Annotated in this window: 23 protein-coding genes; 12 read left to right on the top strand and 11 right to left on the bottom strand. The window is 43.8% G+C overall.

Going from position 1 to position 21558, the window contains the following annotated elements; translation table 11 throughout:
- Positions 1-22 precede the first annotated feature (22 nt).
- Complete coding sequence (locus tag SD449_RS17715) at positions 23-748, top strand: head GIN domain-containing protein (protein ID WP_318312488.1); 726 nt, start codon at positions 23-25, stop codon at positions 746-748.
- A 57-nt stretch (positions 749-805) separates the two neighbouring features.
- Here SD449_RS17715 and SD449_RS17710 read toward each other — a convergent pair whose 3' ends face one another.
- From SD449_RS17710 to glgB, 5 genes are all read right to left on the bottom strand, one after another.
- Positions 806-1726, bottom strand: a complete 921-nt coding sequence (locus SD449_RS17710; RefSeq protein WP_318312487.1) for a polysaccharide deacetylase family protein — start codon at positions 1724-1726, stop codon at positions 806-808.
- 4 nt (positions 1727-1730) lie between these two features.
- Entirely contained in the window at positions 1731-3053 is a 1323-nt protein-coding gene (locus SD449_RS17705; protein ID WP_318312485.1) for an MFS transporter, read from the bottom strand.
- Positions 3054-3164: 111 nt separating this feature from the next.
- Positions 3165-3974: a M48 family metallopeptidase gene (locus SD449_RS17700; protein WP_318312484.1), complete on the bottom strand. Its 810-nt coding sequence runs from the start codon at positions 3972-3974 to the stop codon at positions 3165-3167.
- 40 nt (positions 3975-4014) lie between these two features.
- Entirely contained in the window at positions 4015-6414 is a 2400-nt protein-coding gene (locus tag SD449_RS17695; protein WP_318312483.1) for a glycoside hydrolase family 31 protein, read from the bottom strand.
- A gap of 96 nt (positions 6415-6510) precedes the next feature.
- Positions 6511-8406 carry a 1,4-alpha-glucan branching protein GlgB gene (gene glgB, locus SD449_RS17690; protein ID WP_318312481.1) on the bottom strand — a complete coding sequence of 632 codons (1896 nt, stop codon included), beginning with the start codon at positions 8404-8406 and terminating at the stop codon, positions 6511-6513.
- Positions 8407-8567: 161 nt separating this feature from the next.
- On the opposite strand from glgB, the gene SD449_RS17685 reads away from it, so the two are divergent.
- From SD449_RS17685 to SD449_RS17660, 6 genes are all read left to right on the top strand, one after another.
- A complete protein-coding gene (locus SD449_RS17685; protein WP_318312479.1) occupies positions 8568-9146 on the top strand; it encodes a collagen-like triple helix repeat-containing protein in 579 nt (192 codons plus the stop codon).
- 110 nt (positions 9147-9256) lie between these two features.
- On the top strand, positions 9257-9748 hold the full coding sequence (msrB, locus tag SD449_RS17680; RefSeq protein ID WP_318312674.1) for a peptide-methionine (R)-S-oxide reductase MsrB: 492 nt from the start codon (positions 9257-9259) through the stop codon (positions 9746-9748).
- A gap of 16 nt (positions 9749-9764) precedes the next feature.
- Positions 9765-10169 carry a peptide-methionine (R)-S-oxide reductase MsrB gene (gene msrB, locus SD449_RS17675; RefSeq protein WP_220114533.1) on the top strand — a complete coding sequence of 135 codons (405 nt, stop codon included), beginning with the start codon at positions 9765-9767 and terminating at the stop codon, positions 10167-10169.
- Positions 10170-10706: a DUF1572 family protein gene (locus SD449_RS17670; protein WP_318312477.1), complete on the top strand. Its 537-nt coding sequence runs from the start codon at positions 10170-10172 to the stop codon at positions 10704-10706.
- A gap of 120 nt (positions 10707-10826) precedes the next feature.
- Positions 10827-12218: a dihydrolipoyl dehydrogenase gene (lpdA, locus tag SD449_RS17665; protein ID WP_318312475.1), complete on the top strand. Its 1392-nt coding sequence runs from the start codon at positions 10827-10829 to the stop codon at positions 12216-12218.
- Positions 12219-12221: 3 nt separating this feature from the next.
- Complete coding sequence (locus SD449_RS17660) at positions 12222-12503, top strand: DUF3817 domain-containing protein (RefSeq protein ID WP_318312473.1); 282 nt, start codon at positions 12222-12224, stop codon at positions 12501-12503.
- Here the strand turns inward: SD449_RS17660 and aroQ are convergent.
- From aroQ to SD449_RS17645, 3 genes are all read right to left on the bottom strand, one after another.
- Positions 12495-12911, bottom strand: a complete 417-nt coding sequence (aroQ, locus tag SD449_RS17655) for a type II 3-dehydroquinate dehydratase (protein ID WP_318312471.1) — start codon at positions 12909-12911, stop codon at positions 12495-12497. The genes SD449_RS17660 and aroQ overlap by 9 nt on opposite strands.
- A 176-nt stretch (positions 12912-13087) precedes the next feature.
- Positions 13088-13552 carry a hypothetical protein gene (locus SD449_RS17650; protein ID WP_318312469.1) on the bottom strand — a complete coding sequence of 155 codons (465 nt, stop codon included), beginning with the start codon at positions 13550-13552 and terminating at the stop codon, positions 13088-13090.
- Between the two features lie 73 nt (positions 13553-13625).
- Complete coding sequence (locus tag SD449_RS17645) at positions 13626-14150, bottom strand: outer membrane beta-barrel protein (RefSeq protein WP_318312467.1); 525 nt, start codon at positions 14148-14150, stop codon at positions 13626-13628.
- Positions 14151-14379: 229 nt separating this feature from the next.
- Here SD449_RS17645 and xerD point away from each other — a divergent pair, with 229 nt between their 5' ends.
- Positions 14380-15285, top strand: coding sequence for a site-specific tyrosine recombinase XerD (xerD, locus tag SD449_RS17640; protein ID WP_318312465.1), 906 nt, complete (start codon positions 14380-14382; stop codon positions 15283-15285).
- Here xerD and SD449_RS17635 read toward each other — a convergent pair.
- The gene (locus tag SD449_RS17635) at positions 15282-16589 is read right to left on the bottom strand and encodes an NAD(P)/FAD-dependent oxidoreductase (protein ID WP_318312673.1); all 1308 of its coding nucleotides are present in this window, start codon (positions 16587-16589) and stop codon (positions 15282-15284) included. The genes xerD and SD449_RS17635 overlap by 4 nt on opposite strands.
- Positions 16590-16689: 100 nt before the next feature.
- Between SD449_RS17635 and SD449_RS17630 the strand changes: the two genes are divergently transcribed.
- From SD449_RS17630 to SD449_RS17620, 3 genes are all read left to right on the top strand, one after another.
- A complete protein-coding gene (locus SD449_RS17630; RefSeq protein ID WP_318312463.1) occupies positions 16690-18117 on the top strand; it encodes an amidohydrolase in 1428 nt (475 codons plus the stop codon).
- A gap of 74 nt (positions 18118-18191) precedes the next feature.
- The gene (locus tag SD449_RS17625; RefSeq protein WP_318312462.1) at positions 18192-18686 is read left to right on the top strand and encodes an RNA polymerase sigma factor; all 495 of its coding nucleotides are present in this window, start codon (positions 18192-18194) and stop codon (positions 18684-18686) included.
- 2 nt (positions 18687-18688) lie between these two features.
- On the top strand, positions 18689-19333 hold the full coding sequence (locus SD449_RS17620) for a hypothetical protein (protein ID WP_318312461.1): 645 nt from the start codon (positions 18689-18691) through the stop codon (positions 19331-19333).
- On the opposite strand, the gene SD449_RS17615 is transcribed toward SD449_RS17620, so the two are convergent.
- Positions 19330-20151, bottom strand: a complete 822-nt coding sequence (locus tag SD449_RS17615; RefSeq protein ID WP_318312460.1) for a lysophospholipid acyltransferase family protein — start codon at positions 20149-20151, stop codon at positions 19330-19332. The genes SD449_RS17620 and SD449_RS17615 overlap by 4 nt on opposite strands.
- A 41-nt stretch (positions 20152-20192) precedes the next feature.
- The gene (locus SD449_RS17610; protein WP_318312459.1) at positions 20193-20834 is read right to left on the bottom strand and encodes an NUDIX hydrolase; all 642 of its coding nucleotides are present in this window, start codon (positions 20832-20834) and stop codon (positions 20193-20195) included.
- A gap of 4 nt (positions 20835-20838) precedes the next feature.
- Here SD449_RS17610 and SD449_RS17605 point away from each other — a divergent pair, with 4 nt between their 5' ends.
- Positions 20839-21558 (top strand): peptidylprolyl isomerase, encoded by a 720-nt coding sequence (locus SD449_RS17605; protein ID WP_404828080.1) that lies wholly within the window; start codon positions 20839-20841, stop codon positions 21556-21558.

Genomic DNA, 21558 nt, shown 5'->3' with positions numbered 1-21558 from the left:
AAAACAATTTAAACACAAGAACATGAAAAAACTTATGACACTGACCTTGGCATTGGGAATGGTTGCCATAACCCATGCCCAGTGGGGGAAAAAAATCAAGGGTAACGGAGATGTAGTCACTATTGAACGTTCCGTGGGCGACTACGACCAGGTTGCCATGTCCGGATGGTTTGATGTAGAACTGGTATCCGGCAACGAAGGGGAGATTACCTTGAAAGGAGAATCCAATTTATTGGAATACATTACGACTGAGGTGAAGAACGGTAAATTGGAAATAAAGGTTGAAAAGGGAGTCAACCTAAGACCGTCCAACTGGAACAGTGGTATTTATGTGACCGTTCCAGTGGAATCCATCAATGGGGCCAGCCTTTCAGGTTCTGGCGACCTTGTAGGGAAAACAACCATTAGAACCGATAGGTTCAGTACCGCTATGTCCGGCTCCGGAGATATTACGCTTACGGTAGAGGCCGACGAATTGGATGCTGCGTTATCCGGTTCCGGTGACATCAATCTTTCGGGAAGGGTAACGGACTTTACCGTCTCGGTTTCCGGTTCGGGCGATATCAAAGCGTATGAACTCGAAGCTGACTTTGTGAAGGCCACGGTTTCCGGTTCCGCCGATATTAAAGTGACCGCAAACCAAGCCATTGATGCAAGGGTATCAGGTTCCGGTGACATCCACTATCGCGGCAACCCTAAAAAAATCAATTCAAAATCATCAGGCTCTGGAGATATCACTAGAGGATAACAGAGTTTATCATCAATCAAAAAGCAAAAAAAGCCGCAGACCGATCGCGGCTTTTTTTTATTTTTTCAACAGCCTTCCGATTTCCTTCCATGTAATCACATGTATGTTCTCCTCTTCGAGAATCCTGGCACATTCCTCACTGGAAAAAAAATCATAATCATCTTGCCGCCATTTGGCACCCCAGTAGGGATGTTCAAAAGACATACCCTGACTTTCCATATTGTCGTACCCACAATGAATGATCATCACATGCACGCCAGGCTCCAATGCCCTCAATGCATCAGCGTAGTATTTTCCCATCGCATCTTTATCAAAATCCTCGGTACCTGCCCCAAAAATTTGATCAATTACCACTGGTGGTTCTGCCGTTTCAGTTCCGCCCAATTGTTCAATTTGATGATTGACCATAGCTGGAATACCGTATTCGTCCGCCAATTGTACATACAGTTGATAGTAGCGAGGGTCCGTGGAAAACAAACAACCCATATGGCTGTCCAAATGCGTAGGCTTAATGCCCATTGCGATAGCTTTTTCTATTTGTGCGCGCAATTCTATTTCCACCTCTTCAATCTTTGCATTTTCCCACAATGTATTGCAATCCGGATAAAAATACCCGTTTGAATCTACCAAACTGGATACTTGGGAACGAGGAGCTACGGGACCCCACCGCAACAATTGCCATTCGCTGGTCAGCGTTAGGTGAATTCCCATGTCGTGATCGGGATTGGCCTTGGCATATTTGGCCACCTCTGGCAACCATGGTGTGGGCACCATAATACTTGCGCTGCTTACAGACCCATTCTGCATGGCCTTAAAAGAGGCTTGGTTTACTCCGTGGATGACACCCAAATCATCTGCATGGACTATCAAAAGTTTGGCATCCTTGGCGTATCCCAATCGTTCCTGGAGATTCTGTTGGGCACTAAGCCCCTGCCCCATCAAAAATAAAGAGAGGGCAATCCATAAAAAATGTTTCATTTGTTCAGTTCTTTTTATCGACTCTTGTCAGCAAAAAGATACCTATTAAAAAGAATATTGCCAAGAAGATGGTGCTATTGCGCATACTTCCCGTAAGTTGTGTCACGGCACCGTATAAAAATGTTCCTATGATGATGCCTATTTTTTCGGCCACATCGTAAAAACTAAAGAAGGAGGTGGTATCGGTGGTCTCCGGTAAAAATTTGGAATAGGTGGAGCGGGACAGTGCTTGAATGCCACCCATAACAATACCGACCAAACCGGCGGCTATAAAAAAGTCCATCGGGGTTTGTAAAAAAAAGGCATAGATACAGAGTAGCGCCCAAATCACATTGATTACGATCAGTGTCCTGATATTTCCAAAAGACTTCGAAGCTCGCGCCGTAACTGTTGCACCTGCTATGGCCACGATCTGTATCAACAAAATACTTATGATCAATCCTGTGGTCCGTTCATTGTCCGAGCCCCAAGCAATTTCTTCCTCTCCAAAATATGTGGCGATCAACATGATGGTCTGTACGGCCATACTGTAGGTGAAAAATGCACCCAGGTATCGTTTTAGTGTTCTGTTTTCGCCCAATTGATGCCAAACCAATTTCAATTCCTTGAAACCATTTAGAATAATATGATGCCGTTCTCCTTGCCGTTTGTAGCCCTTGGGCAAATGCTTGAAGGTATATTGACTGAACAGGGCCCACCAAATGCCCACTGATATGAAAGAATACTTCATGGCCTTGATTTCGGCAATCTCCCCACCACCATCGGTAATACCAAAAAATTCAGGGTTCATCACCATGGCCAAATTAAAGACCAACAAAATAACACTGCCCACATACCCCAAGGAAAAACCCTTGGCGCTGATCCTGTCCTGCTGTTCGGGATAGGCAATATCCGGCAAATAGGAATTGTTGATGGCAAAACTGACCCAAAAACCGACCAATCCAAAAAAATAACAGATAAGACCAAAATAGATGTTCTCCAAAGAAAACCAATACAAGCCAATACAGGATGCCGAACCCAAGTAGCAAAAAAACTTGAGGAACACTTTTTTATTCCCCAGATAATCCGCCACACCCGAAACCAGAGGGGTCACGATGGCAATAAACACAAAGGCCAGCGAGGTAACGTAGCTGATCAACGGAGCCCTTGCAATTTCACCCCCAAAAATGGTGACCTGTTCTATTCCGGCCGTTCGGAACAACAGACCGTAAAAAAGTGGGAAAATGGCGGAGGAAATGACCAAACTGTACACCGAGTTGGCCCAATCATAAAACGCCCAGGCGTTCAATAGTTTTTTACTTCCCTTCAGTGCCAGTTGCTGTGCCATAAGATTGTGTTACAAAAAAATGTCACATCAAAGCTTTTGGATAAATCCTTTGGTATCTATCGGGATTTATCATTATGGCTCGATGTGACATTTCTCGTTTTGTTTTTTTAACTATTCAAACGATGTTACCCCAAACTTGCGCGCCTCTTGTTTTGCGGCCGGGGCCCATGCGGTCAAATTATTGATCCTAGTATCGTTGGATGGGTGCGTGCTCAAAAACTCCGGAGGTGCCTGTCCGCCAGACTCCGCTTTCATTCGCTTCCAAAGTTCCGCTGCCTCATCGGGATCATATCCCGCAATGGCCATGATCTGTAGTCCAATCCTGTCCGCTTCGGTTTCGTGATTTCGGCTAAAGGGTAACATTACTCCAACAGTAGAACCAATTCCATACACTTGGTTGAACATATTTCGTTTTTCCTCATCCTTTATAGCAACATTTCCCAATAGAGCACCTATCTGCTGTCCATATGCTGCAGTCATCCGTTGAGCCCCATGGTCAGCAAGTGCATGTGCAACTTCATGCCCCATTACCACTGCGACGCCTGTCTCGTCTTTTGTAATAGGTAAGATGCCTGTGTAGAATACAATTTTACCTCCGGGCATACACCATGCGTTTACGGTTTCATCTTTTACCAGATTATACTCCCATTGATAATCCTTTAAGTAACCAGGGTAACCATTGGCATCCAACCAACGTTCTGCCGCCGATGCAATCCTCTGTCCAACTTTTGTAATCATTCGTGCATCATCAGTACCGGTAATGACTTTGTTTTCTTCCAAGAATTGATTGTATTGAGCAAAAGCTGACGGAAATATTTGGCTGTTTGGAAATGCGTTCAAGGTACTCTTCCCAGTAAACGGATTGGTCTTACATGCCGCCACTGCCAAGAATACCAAAAAAGTTAGAATAAGCTTTTTCATATGGTAAATCATGTTTTTGTCTAATGAAATTTACGAATTTTTATTTTCCGAAAATGTGTAGCTCCGTGAAATCCTTGCCAACTTCTATGGAATTGTTGCCATTAAGTTTAATGTCCGCCAAGTTCACTTCCTCGTTATCCACCTCCACGGTCTCTATGGTGAAAGGGAGCCCATGAAAGGTCATTTTAAAATTATCATACGGGGTTATGTAGTTGCCATCCTTGAACTGTTGAATGATCAATTCATTCTCTTTTCCGGTCAATTTGAACCGTCTTAGACTATACCTTCCCTTTTTGTAGTCATACCCCTCTTGTTGGTCCTCGTACACTTCGGAATTTTCGGTTCCTGCCTTAAAATAAACATCTATGGAAAGTTTTTCAATCTCTTTTTCGCCCACGTACTGCTGAACGGGATATTTTGGTATCATGGCTCCTGCCTTGACGAACAAAGGTACCCGATGGATTCCGGCAGAGACCCATCGTTCCACTCCTCCTGCAGTCAATTCGTCCGTCCAATAGTTATACCAACTTCCCTTTGGGAAATACATTCTTCTTCCTTGGGCGTTGGGTTCCTGTACGGGGCATACCAGCATTTGCTTGCCGAATATGAATTCATCGGTCCTAAAGTGGGTCTGATGATCTTCTTGATCATAGAACACCAAGGATTGAAGCATTGGAAACCCTTCCTTGATGTAGTTATAGAACATGGTGTAGAGATAGGGTAGCAATTGGTATCGCAACTCTATAAACTCCCTGACAATGTTCGTGATCTCATCTCCAAAAGACCAAGGCTCTTGATCGCCATGGTCGCCACTGGAGTGTACCCTGCAGAACGGATGGAAAACAGCAAGTTGCATCCATCGGGCAAAAAGTTCTCCGTTGGGCTGCTCTGCAAAACCTCCAATATCGGAACCCACAAAGGAATAGCCGCTCATGCACATACGTTGCATCTGCACATTGGCCACCCATAAATGTTCCCATGTGGCAACATTGTCCCCGGTCCATGTGGCGCAATAGCGCTGTGTCCCGGAGTATGCCGCTCTGGTAAGAACGAACGGCCTGCGGGGAAACATAAATTTTTTGACACCTTCATAGGTAGCCCTTACCATTTGCATCCCGTAAACATTGTGCGCTTTTCTATGACTGCACGGATGCCCATCATAATCATGGCGTACATCCAGGTTTGCCGTTTTTGTGGGCACTTCCATAATGGCGGGTTCGTTCATATCGTTCCAGACGCCGCTCACACCCATATCCGCAATCATTTCCTTGTAAAGGTCCGCCCACCATTCCCGAACTTCTGGATTGGTGAAATCTGGAAACTTACATTCTCCGGGCCAAACTTTCCCTTTAAAATGAGGTCCGTCCGCCCTTCTACAGAAAAATCCATTGTCCATGGCCTGCTGGTACACCCAATAATCCCGATCTATCTTAATTCCCGGGTCAATCATGGTTATGACCTTAAAACCATCATCCTCCATCTCCTGGATCATTTTTTTGGGGTTTGGAAAGTATTGGTTGTTCCAGGTAAAACAGCGGAACCCTTCCATGTAGTCGATATCCAGATAAATAGCATCGCACGGAATGTTCAATTTTCTAAAAGTAGAGGCTATGTCCCTAACTTTTTGTTCCGGATAATAGCTCCACTTGGATTGATGAAAACCAAGTGCCCAAAGTGGAGGGAGTTCAGGAACGCCCGTCAAATCCGTGTAGGATTCCACAACATCGTACATTTTGGGGCCATAAAAAAAGTAATAGTTCATTTCCCCGCCATCTGCCCAAAAACTGGTGACGTTTCTTTTTTCTGCGGCAAAATCAAAATAGGTACTGAAGGAATTATCGAAGAATATGCCGTAAGCTTTGCTTTCTTTTAGCCCAATGTAGAAAGGAATGGATTTGTACAAGGGTTCTTGATCCTTGCCATAGGCATAGGAATCCGTTACCCAATTGTTCACTCGTTTTCCCTTAAGGTTGGTGTGGGATGCCTTGTCTCCCATGCCGTAGTAGCTTTCTCCAGAATGGCTCACCTTGCTCATTTTAACCACATTACCACCATAATCAAAGTTCTCTTCCCAATGGAACCCCAGTTCGTCCTCTGCTAGGATCAAACCGTCCAGATCCACGATCTGCACCTTTAGGTTGGTCTTATTGATATAAATTTTAAGCTTGGCGGTGGTTATGACATATTCCGGAATTTCATCCTCTACCTTGAGTTCGTTGTAACCCAAGTTCACATCTTCACTGATGGCATAGGAAAAATCAGGCTCAAAAACATACTCCGTGGCATATCTGAAGCGGACAACACTGTCCCGTAAAATGGTCACTTGTAGTATGACACCGTTCTGAGTGGTGAAATATATTTTGTCGTTTTCTTTTTTAAAATCGACTATATGGTTGGGGAACTGGTTCCCTCTTGTTGCTATTTCCGTGTTGGTTATCATCTCTAATCAGTTGAGGCTCGCAAAAGAAATACAAAAGCCTGAATAATAAAACATATGTTTTCAAAAGCAATCAACTACATCGTTGTAGCTGTTCTTTTACCTATAAACGACCACCCCCAAAGGCGGAAGGTTCAATAGAACAGAATTTTCTTGACCGTTCCATGATGTTTTGGTAGGCTTTACCGTTTTTTTGCCCATACCGCTTCCCGCGTACTTTTTATCATCACTGTTAAAGACCAGTTTTAAGGTTGATGCTTTGGCCACGCCCACCCTATAATTTTCCCGCGGTACCGGGGTAAAGTTACAAACAACGATCAAATCGTCTTTTGGGTCATTTCCCTTTCTAACGTAGGATATTACCGTGTTTTCATGATCGTTGTACTCTATCCATTGAAAACCTTCCGGTTTAAATTGATTTTGGTACAGCGCAGGACTGTTGCGGTACAATTTGTTCAGGTCCTTAACGGCTTCCTGTATCCCGGAATGAAAATCATACTGTGTTAAATGCCAGTTCAGGCTTTCTTGGAAATTCCATTCCGAAGATTGACCGAACTCCCCTCCCATGAACACGAGATTGGCGCCCGGATGGGTGAACATATAGCCGAAGAGCAATCTCAGGTTTGCAAATTTCTGCCATTCATCCCCCGGCATCCTATACAGTAGGGATTGCTTGCCATACACCACCTCATCATGCGAAAAAGGCAATACAAAGTTTTCCGTGAAGGCATAGGTCAAGCTAAAGCTTATCGCATTTAGATCGTATGACCGGTGTATAGGGTCTTTTTTGAAGAACTCCAAGGTATCGTGCATCCATCCCATCATCCATTTCATACCAAATCCCAATCCACCGTAGTGAACGGGTTTTGTGACTCCGGTAAAGGCCGTGGACTCTTCCGCAATGGTCTGTACCCCTTTAAAGCTGGCATATACCTCTTGGTTCATTTCCTGCAAAAAGGATATGGCCTCCAAGTTTTCGTTGTTACCATAAATATTGGGTTCCCATTCCCCTTCTTCCCGTGAATAATCCAAGTAGAGCATGGAGGCCACGGCATCTACCCTTAACCCGTCGATGTGATATTTATCCAACCAAAAAATGGCATTGCTGATCAAAAAGGCCCGTACCTCGTTCCTGCCGTAATTGAATATAAGGCTCTTCCAGTCGGGATGGTACCCCCTTCGTCGGTCAGGATGTTCGTACAGATTAGATCCATCAAAAAAACCAAGCCCATGGGCATCTTCTGGAAAGTGCGAGGGTACCCAGTCCAATATAACCCCGATACCTCGCTGGTGCAGTGCATCAACGAGCACCTTAAAGTCCTCTGGTTTGCCAAAACGGGAGGTCGGGGCAAAATAGCCGGTTATCTGATATCCCCAAGATGGATCGTACGGATATTCCATAACCGGCATAAACTCTACATGCGTAAAGCCCATTTCCTCCACATAATCGGCCAACTGCTGTGCCATCTCCAAATAACTGAGCGATTCCCAACCGTTCTTTTTCTTCCAAGAGCCCAAATGCACCTCATAAACGGAATATGGCTTGTCCAACCCGTTCTTGTCCTCTCGGGTATCCATCCAGCTATGATCCTTCCAATTATGGTCATCGTCCCAAACCAAAGAAGCCGTGTGGGGCGGTTGCTCGCAATATCGTGCAAAAGGGTCTGCTTTTTCGGTCCAGATATCGTTGTTGTTGGAATGTATCTTGTACTTGTACTTCGTCCCCTTGTCCACTCCGGGAATAAAACCCTCCCAGATACCGCTGCTGTCCCAGCGAACATTCAATGGATGTTCGTTTGCGTTCCAATAGTTAAAGTCGCCCACTACGCTAACGGATTTTGCAGAAGGTGCCCAAACGGCAAAGTAGGTACCTTTTATGCCATCCACTTCGGTTAGGTGCGATCCCAGTTTCTGATAAAGCCGAAAATGCTTTCCTCCCTTAAAAAGGTTGATATCGAACTCCGTAAAAAAACTATGTGGAACTACCTTGGACATATTATCGGTTTTAGTCTTATACAATAATACACATCTTTGAGCAAGAATCCGATATTGACAACATGTTTGAGTCGCGAAACAACATTTTTTAAAAAATGGAACGCTTTTTGATTTTCTTGCATGGAACGATTAAATGAACACAAATCCAAAATCCAAAAATCATGAATAAATTTAGTACAATCTTAGGCACGTTTATCATTTTAATCTTCGCAGCATGTGAAGGTCCCCAAGGCCCTCCTGGCTTTGACGGACTTGATGGAGCCCCAGGACCACAAGGAGCTCCCGGTATCCAAGGACAAGTTGTGGAAGTCGAAGGCGTAAACTTTGGTTACGATGCAGGAGCCAATCTTTTCAGTACCCTGATCACTTTTTCCGATGTCACCGACTTTGAGGTTTTTGAATCGGATGCCGTATTGGTGTATCGACACGATGGCATTATTGACCTCAGCGACGGTTCCACCGCGGACGCCTGGAGCCAAATTCCCCAAAATTATTTTTTGGACGAGGGCACCATACAATATGTCTTTGCACACACGTTTGTGGATCTAGAACTGTTTATTGATGGTAATTTCGACCTTTCCACGCTAAGCACCGATTTCACGGACGATCAAATTTTTAGAATTGTATTTATTCCAAGTGAATTTGCAGAAACTTCCAAACTTGATACTTCCAATATCGAAAATGTGCTGTCCGCTCTTAATATTGATGAAGAACAGATCACAAAATTGGATATCAACTGATATACCCAAAAATAGCGAGCTAAAGTCCCATGATCACCAATGGGACTTTTTTTATTGATATTTTTGAAAGGATATTAGGACAAATGCGTCCAACTAAAAAAAAACAGATGATGGGAAAAAAATTGCTATTGCTTGTTCTTGTTGTATTCATCGGATGCAAGGGAACATCTCAGGAAGAAAAGAAAGAATCCGGTAAGGAAACCACTTTTAAAGTAAACAAAACCGATGCCGAATGGAAGGCAGAACTTACCGATATGGAGTATTACGTGCTCCGCAAAGCAGCTACCGAGAATGCCTTTTCAAGTGATTTATTGGACAATAAACAAAAGGGCACCTATGTTTGTGCCGGATGTGGCACCCCATTGTTCAAAAGCGAGCATAAGTTTGATTCTGGAACGGGATGGCCAAGTTTCGATAGGGAAATCGAAGGCAATGTAGCCTTTGATACCGATTATAAAATCGGAGTGGCCCGTACCGAGGAGCATTGCGCTGTTTGTGGAGGGCATCTTGGACATGTTTTTAACGACGGGCCGAGCAACACTACAGGAAAAAGACACTGCATCAATGGTGTGGCCCTTGATTTTATTCCCGACAACAAATAAATCGACACTAAAGTTTATGGACAAAAAATACAGTGTGAACAAATCCGAGGAAGAGTGGAAACAAGAACTTTCCGCCGAGGAATACTATGTATTACGTCAAAAGGGGACCGAACGCCCCTACACCGGAAAGTTCGATCTTCATTTTGAAAATGGTGATTATCATTGCAAGGCCTGCAACGCCAAGTTGTTCGAGAGCGAGCATAAATTTGAAAGTGGTTGCGGGTGGCCATCGTTTGATCAGGCCGTTGAAGGTGCCATTGAATATATTCGCGACACCAGTCACGGTATGATACGTACCGAGACGGTCTGCGCCAATTGCGGCAGCCATTTGGGTCATGTTTTTAACGACGGGCCCAAAGAAACCACAGGGCAACGGTATTGCATCAACTCGGTGAGCATTGATTTTGATCCAGAAGCATAAATGGATTTCCAAGAAAATTATCTTGCCAGCGCAAACTTTGAATTCCATCGCTACAAAACCATGGGCGACAAAACCTTTGATCAAATTTCAGATACGGACATCCATTGGAAGTATGAGGAATCCAACAATTCCATCGCCATTATTGTAAAGCACATGGTCGGAAACATGAAGAGCCGATGGACAAATTTTTTGACCGAAGATGGCGAAAAGACATGGCGGGAACGCGATTCGGAATTTGAAAGGCCCTATTCCTCAAAATCAGAAATGATCACGGAATGGGAACAAGGATGGCAATGTCTTTTTGATGCTTTAAAAAGTATAAATTATTCCAATTTCGATAGTAAAATCAATATTCGTGGAGAACAGCACTCTATCCCCGAAGCCATAAATCGCCAACTGGCACACTACGCCAGCCATGTGGGACAAATTGTGTTCATCGGTAAAATGATCAAAGGTTCGGACTGGACGTCCCTGTCCATACCCAAAGATGGGTCCAAAGCCTTCAATAAAAAGATGTTCGGCAGTACCAATCCCTAATTTCACAAACAAACCCACATTTGAGTTTTTTCATCTTGGGAAATGGGGATGGATTTCCGTACTTTTGCACCTGCCGAATGCTGGCATATTTTTCAATCTAACAACAAAAATCAAAATCTAATGAGCAAGTTCGATATAATTGTTTTGGGAAGTGGTCCAGGTGGATATGTTACCGCCATAAGGGCATCACAATTAGGTTTCAAAACAGCCATTATAGAAAAAGAAAGTTTGGGAGGTGTATGTCTTAACTGGGGTTGTATCCCTACCAAGGCCCTTCTTAAATCTGCTCAGGTTTTTGAATATTTAAAGCATGCCGAAGATTACGGTTTGAGCGCCAAGGATGTAGATCATGATTTTGGTGCCGTTGTTAAAAGAAGTCGTGGTGTTGCCGAAGGAATGAGCAAAGGTGTCCAATTCTTGATGAAAAAGAACAAAATCGAGGTCATCAATGGATTTGGAAAGGTAAAACCGGGCAAAAAAGTTGAAGTAAAAGCGGAAAACGGTGAAACTACCGAGTATTCCGCAGACAATATCATCATTGCAACCGGAGCTCGCAGCCGTGAATTACCAAGCCTTCCGCAAGATGGAAAAAAGGTGATCGGATACCGTGAGGCCATGTCGCTGAAAAAGCAACCCAAGAAAATGATCGTGGTAGGTAGTGGCGCCATTGGAATGGAGTTCGCCTATTTCTACCACTCCATGGGTACCGAAGTGACCGTGGTTGAATACATGCCGAACATTGTACCTGTCGAGGACGAAGATATCTCCAAACAATTGGAGCGTAGTTTCAAAAAGTCAGGCGTCAAGATCAAAACCTCTGCCGAGGTCACTAAAGTTGACACTTCGGGTGATGGCGTAAAAGCTACCGTAAAGACCCAAAAAGGCGAAGAGGTACTAGAGGCCGATATCGTACTTTCCGCTGTGGGAATCAAAACGAACATCGAAAATATAGGTTTGGAAGATGTTGGAATCGCAACTGACCGAGACAAAATATTGGTAAACGATTATTATCAGACCAATATCCCAGGATATTTTGCCATTGGCGATGTAACTCCAGGGCAAGCATTAGCGCACGTAGCTTCTGCGGAAGGAATAATCTGTGTTGAGAAATTGGCTGGAATGCACGTTGAGCCCTTGGATTACGGTAACATTCCTGGATGTACCTATTGCATCCCTGAAATCGCTTCCGTTGGATTGACCGAAAAGGCAGCTAAAGAAAAAGGGTATGACCTTAAAATAGGTAAATTCCCATTCTCTGCCAGTGGTAAGGCCAAGGCTGCCGGAACACCTGATGGTTTTGTAAAAGTTATTTTTGATGCCAAATACGGTGAATGGTTGGGCTGCCATATGATCGGTGTCGGTGTTACCGATATGATCGCGGAGGCCGTGGTTGCCAGAAAATTGGAGACCACAGGTCACGAAGTGCTGAAAGCTGTGCATCCTCACCCAACGATGAGCGAAGCGGTAATGGAAGCCGTTGCCGATGCTTATGATGAAGTAATCCACCTATAAGGTATGCTGAAACTCTTTAGGGCCACTGCTATTTTAGAAGGTATTTCCTATCTACTATTGTTTGGAATGACCATGCCGTTAAAGCATTGGGCGGATATTCCTGAACCAAACCAAGTTGTGGGAATGGCTCATGGCATATTGTTCATTCTATATGTAGTGGTGGCCGTTGTTTTTTGTTGGGAAAGAAAGTGGAAACTGAAAAGGTTCATTATTCTTTTTATCGCATCCCTCCTGCCCTTCGGGACCTTTTATGCCGATAAAAAATACTTGAAAGATTTAGCCTAAAAAGCTCTGGATGGCCAAATCGTAGCTTTGGAGTCCAAATCCAAGAATAACTCCTTTGGCCCCTGGTGAAATAAAGGAAACATGACGGTATTCCTCTCGCTGGTGCGTATTGGAGATGTGCACTTCAATTACTGGAGTCTCTACGGCTTTTACCGCATCACCGATTCCAACAGAAGTATGGGTGTAAGCTGCAGCATTTAGAATGATGCCATCATAATCAAATCCAACCTCCTGTATTTTACCAATGAGCTCTCCCTCGATATTGGATTGATAATATTCAAGTTCCACATCGGGAAACTTTTTTTTAAGTTGCCCAAAATAGTCTTCAAAAGTAGTGCTCCCGTACACTTCGGGTTCACGTTTTCCCAATAGGTTCAGGTTGGGCCCGTTGATGATCATTAGTTTCATGCCGTCAAAAATACAATAAAAAGAAAAGGGTGTCTAAAAAGTAAGGCGATGTCATATTGAGCTTGTCGAAATATTTTCAACTTACTGACAATCAATATCGGTTTCGACAGGCTCAACCTGACAAATCAAGTTATTAAGACTTTTTAGACATCCTTAATCTCTTGTACTTTTGTTCATCAATTATTGATGGCAAACTGTAACCCGAAGCCAAAAGCCGCGACCTGGTTTTCACCAACATCGCTCAGCACTACCGATGGACGCCAATCAAAGTTGAGCACAAAGGGCACGCCATCGATCTTAAAATCAAGTCCCAAATGAGGACGTAATGCAAAAATATTATCAAAGTCTTTGATGAATATGATGCTTGGACCAATACCTGCATACCAGCGCAGTCCCGGTGCCCTAAAAAACTCCTTGTGATAAGAGTAAAGGAAGGTAGCAATGGTCGCATTGTCCTCAAATCCCAAATCCGCTTGGCCTACATGGTTATCCGAGAAAAAGTATTTTCCCGTGGCACCAAAAAAGGTGGCCTCGTCATAAAGGTCAATGCCCAACCCCAGGGCAGCGCGATAATTGGTCTGTGCCTTCACGGCCAAATTGCCAAGCATAACAAGGGTAAAAACTAAAATTAATTTTTTCATTTCAAGTGTAATTAGTGGTTAATATTCATGGTTTAAACTGTAAGATTTGGGGTTACACAGTTTTTTATAATATTTAGAACAGAAACAAAATTCCCAATGCTGCCATGGAATAATCGTAATCATCGCTTATTTTGACATAGGAAATGTTTATTTCGGTATTGTCGCTTACATTGACACCGATTTGGGGCCGCACATAAAATCCACCGGTATTTCCTTCATTAACGCCCACTGCATAGCCTACATCAGCTCCCAATTTAAAATCATAGGTCGGATAAAGACGGACCGCAACGGCCGCAGGAACATACTGAATATTTGGAAAGTCACCTTCAATAACAAACGAACCAAAATCAACAGTATCGTTGTTTACAAAAGCATTCATGAACCCTGTTGAAAGCCCAACATCTACAAGTTCGGACACTCCCCAATGATAACCCAGATCCAAGCCCAATTCAAAATTTGAAATCTCGGAAATGTCACCGAAGGGTACCCCAAAATGAATTCCTGCCTTAAAATTTGTACGGTCCACTCGCTGGGCCATGGACGAAAAACTGAAGGCAATCAATGCTATGATTACCATTAAAGATATCTTTTTCTTCATTGTTAAAATTTTATTAACAACAGAACGTAGTCATTACTAAAAAAGTGTCTAATGACATAAATTTCCTACAAAATGATTTAGCTTTCAATTTTTGTTATTCAATTTTCCGTTGGAAAAATATAGAAATCCATCATGTTTTCAACCTGCCATTTGACCAAACGGCCTTATGGATTGACCAATACATTGTTTTGACCAACATAGGAATTGTATTGTCACTATATTTGAATTCATGAACTGGAGCCAAGCCATAAACGACTATCAAAATTATTTGAAGATAGAACGTGGACTATCCCAAAATTCGATAGCAAACTACACACTTGACCTCAAGAAATTGGAAGGTTATCTTGGGGAACACTCCATAGAGGAAAAACCAGAAAAAATAGCGAGGGATACCGTACAGCAGTTCATTTATGATATTGCCAAGACCGTCAACCCGCGAACGCAGGCACGAATCATATCCGGGTTGAAAGGTTTTTTTACCTATTTGGTCTTTGAGGATTACAGGGAGGACAATCCCATGGACCTGATAGAGACCCCAAAAATTGGAAGAAAACTCCCCGATACCCTTTCCGAAGAGGAAATCAATGGGTTGATAGCGGCCATAGACCTCTCCAAACCAGAGGGAGAGCGAAACCGCGCCATTTTGGAAACTTTGTACGGGTGCGGACTTCGCGTATCGGAGCTCATCAACCTTAGATTATCCGATCTATATTTTGATGAGGATTTTATAAAGGTAACGGGCAAGGGAAACAAACAGCGCTTTGTACCGATCAGTGAGATTAACCAAAAATACATCAACATCTATTGGAAAGAAGTACGGATACATTTGCCCATTAAAAAAGACCATGAGGATTTTGTTTTTCTGAACCGAAGGGGCAAACAATTGACCCGGGCGATGATTTTCACAATTATCAAACGGCTTGCGGAGGAAATCGGGCTGAGGAAAAACATCAGTCCCCATACATTTAGACACTCCTTTGCGACGCATCTTTTGGAAAACGGTGCCGACCTCCGTGCCATTCAACAAATGTTGGGCCACGAGAGCATCACCACTACGGAAGTCTATATGCACGTGAACCGTGTTCATCTGACCAAGGTGCTACAAGAATTTCATCCAAGACGGCAGCAAGACTAATCCTGCATCAAGGTATCTTTTTTCACCTTGTTCTGTTTTTTGAAGGGACGTATGATCAATCTGGCCTCACGATCAAAACGGATATAATTATAGACCCAATTGATGAATACCACCACCCTGTTCCTAAATCCAATCAAGAAGTACAAATGCACGAACATCCATACAAACCAAGCAAAAACCCCTTGGAATTTAAACTTGGGCAGATCTACCACCGCTTTGTTCCTCCCTACCGTGGCCATACTTCCCTTGTCTTTATAAACAAAAGGTTTCATGGGCTTACCGTCGATCAAACGAACCAGGTTCTCCCCTAAATTCCTGCCTTGCTGAATTGCCGGCTGGGCCATCATAGGGTGGCCATGGGGGAACTCTTCGGTCTCCATTTGCGCCACATCGCCTATGGCAAAAACATTTTCCATCCCCTTAACTTGGTGATATTCGTTAACTATAAGGCGACTGCCCCTGGAAAGCAGTTCCAAAGCATCCAGTCCTTTTAAACTTACAGCCTTGACACCGGCCGCCCAGACCAAGGTTTCTGCCTCGAAAATGGTCGTGGTGCTTGTGGCCACTTTTTTTCCATCATAATCAACAACCCGGATGTTCTTCCAAACGTTGACACCAAGCTCCTCCAAAAATTTTTCCGCCTTTTCCGAAGCTTTTTCGCTCATGGCGGGCAGAATCCGATCTCCCGCCTGAATCAGGTTGATCTGTGCCCGTCTGGTATCCAGATCGGGGTAATCTTTTGGTAGGATACCTTTTTTTATCTCCGCAAGGGCTCCTGCAAGTTCAACACCGGTAGGACCGCCACCAACAATCACAAAGTTCATAAGTGCATCGCGCTCATGAAGATCATCCGTCAAAAGTGCTTGCTCAAAATTTTCAAGGATCAAGCTTCGCAGGTTCAAGGACTGGGGTATGGTCTTCATGGCCATTCCCTTGCTTTCGATTCCCTTATTGCCAAAAAAGTTGGTTTCCGACCCAGTGGCGACCACGAGATAATCGTAATGGATTTCCCCAATATTGGTTTTGATCCGTTTGGTATCGGTTTTTACCTCGGTCACCTGTGCCAACCTAAAATAGAAATGGGGATAGCCCTGCAATACTTTTCGTATGGGATAAGCAATGGAATCCGGTTCAAGTCCCCCTGTGGAAACTTGATACAGCAGTGGTTGAAAATTATGGTAATTGTGCTTATCCAACAAAACCACCTGGGCTTCTCTTTTTCTTAATTTTTTGGCTAATGCAATGCCTCCAAAACCGCCGCCAATAATAACGACCCTTGGATAACTGGATTGAGGAATGTTCATGCTAGACATACGAGCAAATTTACGTATTCCGCACCACCCTAAACCATCCCAAGGTTGCTTTTTTGTATATTTAGCCTCTAACTCAAAAAAACTTCAACCAATGAGAAGATTTCTCCCGTTAGGTGCATTGTTCCTTCTATGCACCTTGGGTATCAATGCCCAAAAAAAGAAAAATGACGTCCTCAAAAATCTAGATTCCAAATCTGAAAAATATAGCGAAATCGCCCATGAAATTTGGGAACTGGCAGAGATGGGGTATTTGGAGGAGCAAAGCTCCGCGCTTTTGCAAGAAACCCTATCCGATGCAGGTTTTACCATTGATAAAGGAGTTGCGGGAATTCCCACCGCTTTTAAGGCCGAATACGGTTCCGGTTATCCTGTCATTGCTATTTTAGGCGAGTTCGATGCCTTGCCCGGACTGTCACAAGAGGCCGTGCCAGAAAAAAAATCCGCGGGCGGGGCTGCAGGACATGCCTGTGGTCACCACTTGTTCGGAACTGCATCCACTGCTGCCGCCATCTCGGTAAAGGATTGGATGGAAACCAACAATATCAAAGGAACCATTCGATTTTATGGATGCCCTGCCGAAGAAGGCGGGTCAGGGAAAGTATATATGGTCCGTGAAGGTGTTTTTGACGATGTCGACGTAGCTCTGCATTGGCACCCCAGTTCGGCAAACGCAGCAAGTGCTGGTGCCGCATTGGCCAATAAATCCGCTAAATTCCGTTTCCATGGGGTTTCTGCACACGCAGCAGCGGCACCTCAAATGGGACGTTCCGCACTGGATGGCGTAGAGGCGATGAATGCCATGGTAAATATGATGAGAGAGCATATTCCGGAAGACGCAAGAATACACTATGTGATTACCAATGGTGGCAAAGCCCCCAACGTGGTTCCCGATTTTGCCGAAGTCTACTACTATGCCAGACATAACTCAAGGGACGTGGTCATCGATATTTTTGACCGGATCGTTAAAGCTGCGGAAGGAGCTGCATTGGGAACCGGGACCACTATGGAATATGAGATGATCGGTGGAACCTATGAGCTTTTGCCCAACTTGACAGTTCAAAAAATAATGTACGATAACTTGGTGAAGGTAGGTGGTGTTACCTATAATGAAAAAGAAAAGGCCTTTGCCGAAAAAATCTCGAAAACTTTGGGCAAAGATTCTCCTGACATTGCCACGGCAGAAAAAATCCAACCTTATAAAGAAACTGCCAAAGCAGGTGGTTCTACGGATGTTGGGGATGTTAGCTTTACGGTTCCAACAGCAGGACTCGGTACTGCCACATGGGTTCCCGGAACTCCGGCGCACAGCTGGCAAGCCGTTGCAGCAGGCGGAATGAGCATTGGTTCCAAGGGTATGATGGTCGCCGCCAAAACCTTGGCCCTTTCCGCCATGGATATTTTTGAAAATCCAAAAACTGTGGAAGCTGCCAAAAAAGAATTGGAGGAAAGAAGGGGAAAAGACTTCAAATATATTCCGATGTTGGGCAACAGGCCTCCGGCTCTGGATTACCGAAAGTAATTTTTTTTAAATGGTATTGTAACAAAAACTGTTTTTACTAGACTTATCTAAAAAAGCAAACTTACCAACCTTTAGTGAACAAAGAACTGGAACATCGTTTTGTTACGGAACTTGAGGACAATCAAAACATTGTCCATAAGGTGTGCAGCCTGTACACCAACGACAAGGACTCGCACAACGACCTGTTCCAAGAAATCACTATCCAATTATGGAAAGCATACCCAAAGTTTCGGGGAGATGCCAAGTTCAGTACATGGATGTACCGCGTTGCATTGAATACGGCCATAACACAATACAGGAAATCAAAAAAAAGGGTGAAAACCCAAGATTTCGATGCCGTCCTGTATAAAATCAAGGCCAAGGATTACGATGACACCGAGGAGCGACAATTAAAACTCATGTACGATGCAATCAAGCAACTTGGCGATATCGACAAAGCCTTGGTCTTCCTTTACCTGGAAGACAAGGATTATTCTGAAATCGCCGAAACTTTGGGTATTTCTGAAGTAAATGCAAGGGTAAAAATGAGCAGAGTGAAAAATAAATTAAGAACAATCTTAAATCCTTAATTATGCTGGATGAACTGGAGCTCTTGAAAAAAGATTGGCATAAAAGGGAGGCAGACCTTCCCAAATTGTCCTATGGGCAAATCTATCCGATGACCAAGAAAAAATCGTCATCCATTGTAAAGTGGATATTCTATATCAGTATCATAGAATTTGTTTTTTGGGCGGGCATCAATATCATCTTTAGTGGTCCCGAGACCATGGAAGAACTTAAATCCATGCATATTTATAAGGTGGTTATGGCCCTGAATGTGGTCAACTACGGCATCATCCTCTATTTTATCTATAAATTTTACATCAACTACAAAAAAATATCGTTCACGGATTCTTCCAAGAATTTAATGAGGACCATTCTCAAGGTAAAACGTACCGTGACCCAATACGTGTGGTTCAACCTGATCATCTTTACGATCAGTGCGATTATTTATGGATACGGGGTGCTGCTTTACACTCCAGAGGGTCAAGAATTGGTTTCAGCGGCTGCTGAAAATGGTGGCGGTACAGAGTTTTGGGTACTGATGATCATCACATCCATAGCAATTACCACTGCCGTACTGTTCATCATCTGGCTATTCTATAAACTGCTTTACGGTATTCTGCTGAAAAAGCTACGAAAGAACTATAACGAGTTGAAAAGGCTGGAAGTCTAGTCGTCCAGCTTGCCCTTGTAATCGTATCGCCTTTTTCGGTTTTCCTCCTCGTAGGCAAGAAGTTCCTTTTCCGGTATTACCTTTAGGAAGGATGGATGCTGTTCAATCGCATACTCCAGCTTCTCCAATATGGAATCAATGGACTCGTTGTCGTAATCTATTTCCAATGGCTCCTTGATCTGCATGGACTGCAAAATTCCCTTTTTCTTTACCCGAAGCCCTTTTTTATCGAACGAACGTCTAAAACCATCGATCACCACGGGCACTACGACAGGCTTATATTTTTTGATAATGTGTGCCGTGCCCTTGCGCAACGGTTTCCAAGGCGTAGTGGTTCCTTGGGGAAAGGTGATCACCCAACCATCGTCCAAGGCCTTTCCAATGTTCGAAATATCACTGAACTTGACCTGTCTGTTCACATTTTGACCATCGGCCCTCCAGGTTCTCTCTATACTTATGGAACCCGCGTAGGCCAAAATCTTGGTAAGCAAACTCTTTCCCATGGTTTCCTTGGCCGCCACGTAGTAGATGTTCAATTTAGGATTCCATAGATAGCCCAAGTTTCTGATGTTATCGTCCCTTCCCTTTAAACTGGCATTGAACACGTGGAACATAGCCACTACATCCGCAAAATACGTTTGATGGTTGCTGACAAAAAGGACGTTGTTTTCGGGCAGATCACGAATAATCTGCGACCCTTCTATTTCTAGGGTATTGAAACCCTTGTAACGCTGGTGAGTCATCATACCAGCAATACGTATCAGCCATCGTTTAAAAAATAAAATATGACCAAAAGGATTTTTCTTAAAAAGGCCCATATGTAGTGTTGGTTGTTAACTGCAAATTTACAAAATAGACTCTAAAGCACTTGACGCAAAAGCTCTTTGATCTCGCTCAACATCATGGCCGTAGCGCCCCAAACCGTGTAACCATTTAATTTAAAGGCCGGTACATTGATATTTTTTGCGTAAGAAGTGCTAAGAATTTCCTCGATATGATTGGAATCGTCCAAAAAATCCTTCAGATATACCTCCACCAGACGTTCCACTTCGCTCTCTTCCTTGACAAAAGGTTGCGGGTCCGGATATATTCCCATGAACGGCTGTACCAAAAAATTGCTCGGCGGAATATACACTTCGCTAAGCTCCTTGATAATCTCAACCTTGTCCGGAGGCACGCCAACTTCTTCGTGTGTTTCGCGCAAAGCGGTATCCATAAGGTTCCTGTCCTGTTTTTCCACCTTTCCGCCCGGAAACCCGATTTGGTTAGAGTGGACACCCTGATAAACTTTGCGTAGGATCAAGAGCAATCGGGCGTTCTTGTCCTGATCTGGGTAGAACAATGCCATTACCCCTGCCCTTTTAGGCCTAAGGTCCTCTATCCTATTGTCCTTGAACCACTGAATACGTAGTTGGGGGGACATTTTATTATGGGAATCCTCTCCCGGAAGTGGCAGATTTTTTAATTTTAAAGCGAGTTGACAAAATTCATTAAAATCCATGCTATTGAGACAAACGGCTTTAACTGCAAGTATAATTTTATTTTTATTCGTTTCCTGCGGAGAAACCCCTAAAAAGGAGAAGGACAAAGTTGAGGAAAATATCGCAAAAACGGACACTTTACAAAAAATTGAAAAAGATTCCGTTGAATCCGCCAACGAGGAAGAGAAAGAACCTTTTAAACTGACCGAGGAAAATGCCATAGATTTCTTTTTTGATTACTCCAAAAAGCTAAAAAAGGACAAAGTAAAGGTTACCACCACTATGGGCAGCTTCACGGTGCAATTGTACGATGACGTGCCTTACCACAAATCCAACTTTATTTATTTGGCCCGACAGAAATATTTTGACAGTACCCAGTTTCACCGGGTGGTGAAAGACTTTATTATTCAAGGTGGCAATTCCGATGACCGCAGAACGGCAAGGAAGCGTGGAAAAATCGGGAGATACCTGCTCCCCCCGGATACCAATAAAGGCCATAAACACCATCGGGGGACCATTTCCATGCCAAGTAGCGAAAGGGACAACCCGCATAAATTGGCCTCTCCGTACGAGTTCTTCATTGTGGTCACCGATCCGGGCTCCTATCACCTTGATGGCTCCTATACCCCATTTGGCCGCGTGATAGAGGGAATGGATGTTGTGGACGCCATCAACAACGTTCCCGTGGGTGATGGAGATTGGCCGTTGAAAAATGTTTATATCCTCAAGGCAGAAGTCTTGTGA

It is taken from the genome of Flagellimonas crocea (assembly GCF_033441595.1).
Lineage (GTDB): Bacteria > Bacteroidota > Bacteroidia > Flavobacteriales > Flavobacteriaceae > Flagellimonas > Flagellimonas crocea.
The sequence above is the reverse complement of the archived record's forward strand: the minus strand, read 5'-3'. Positions and strand labels throughout refer to the sequence as shown.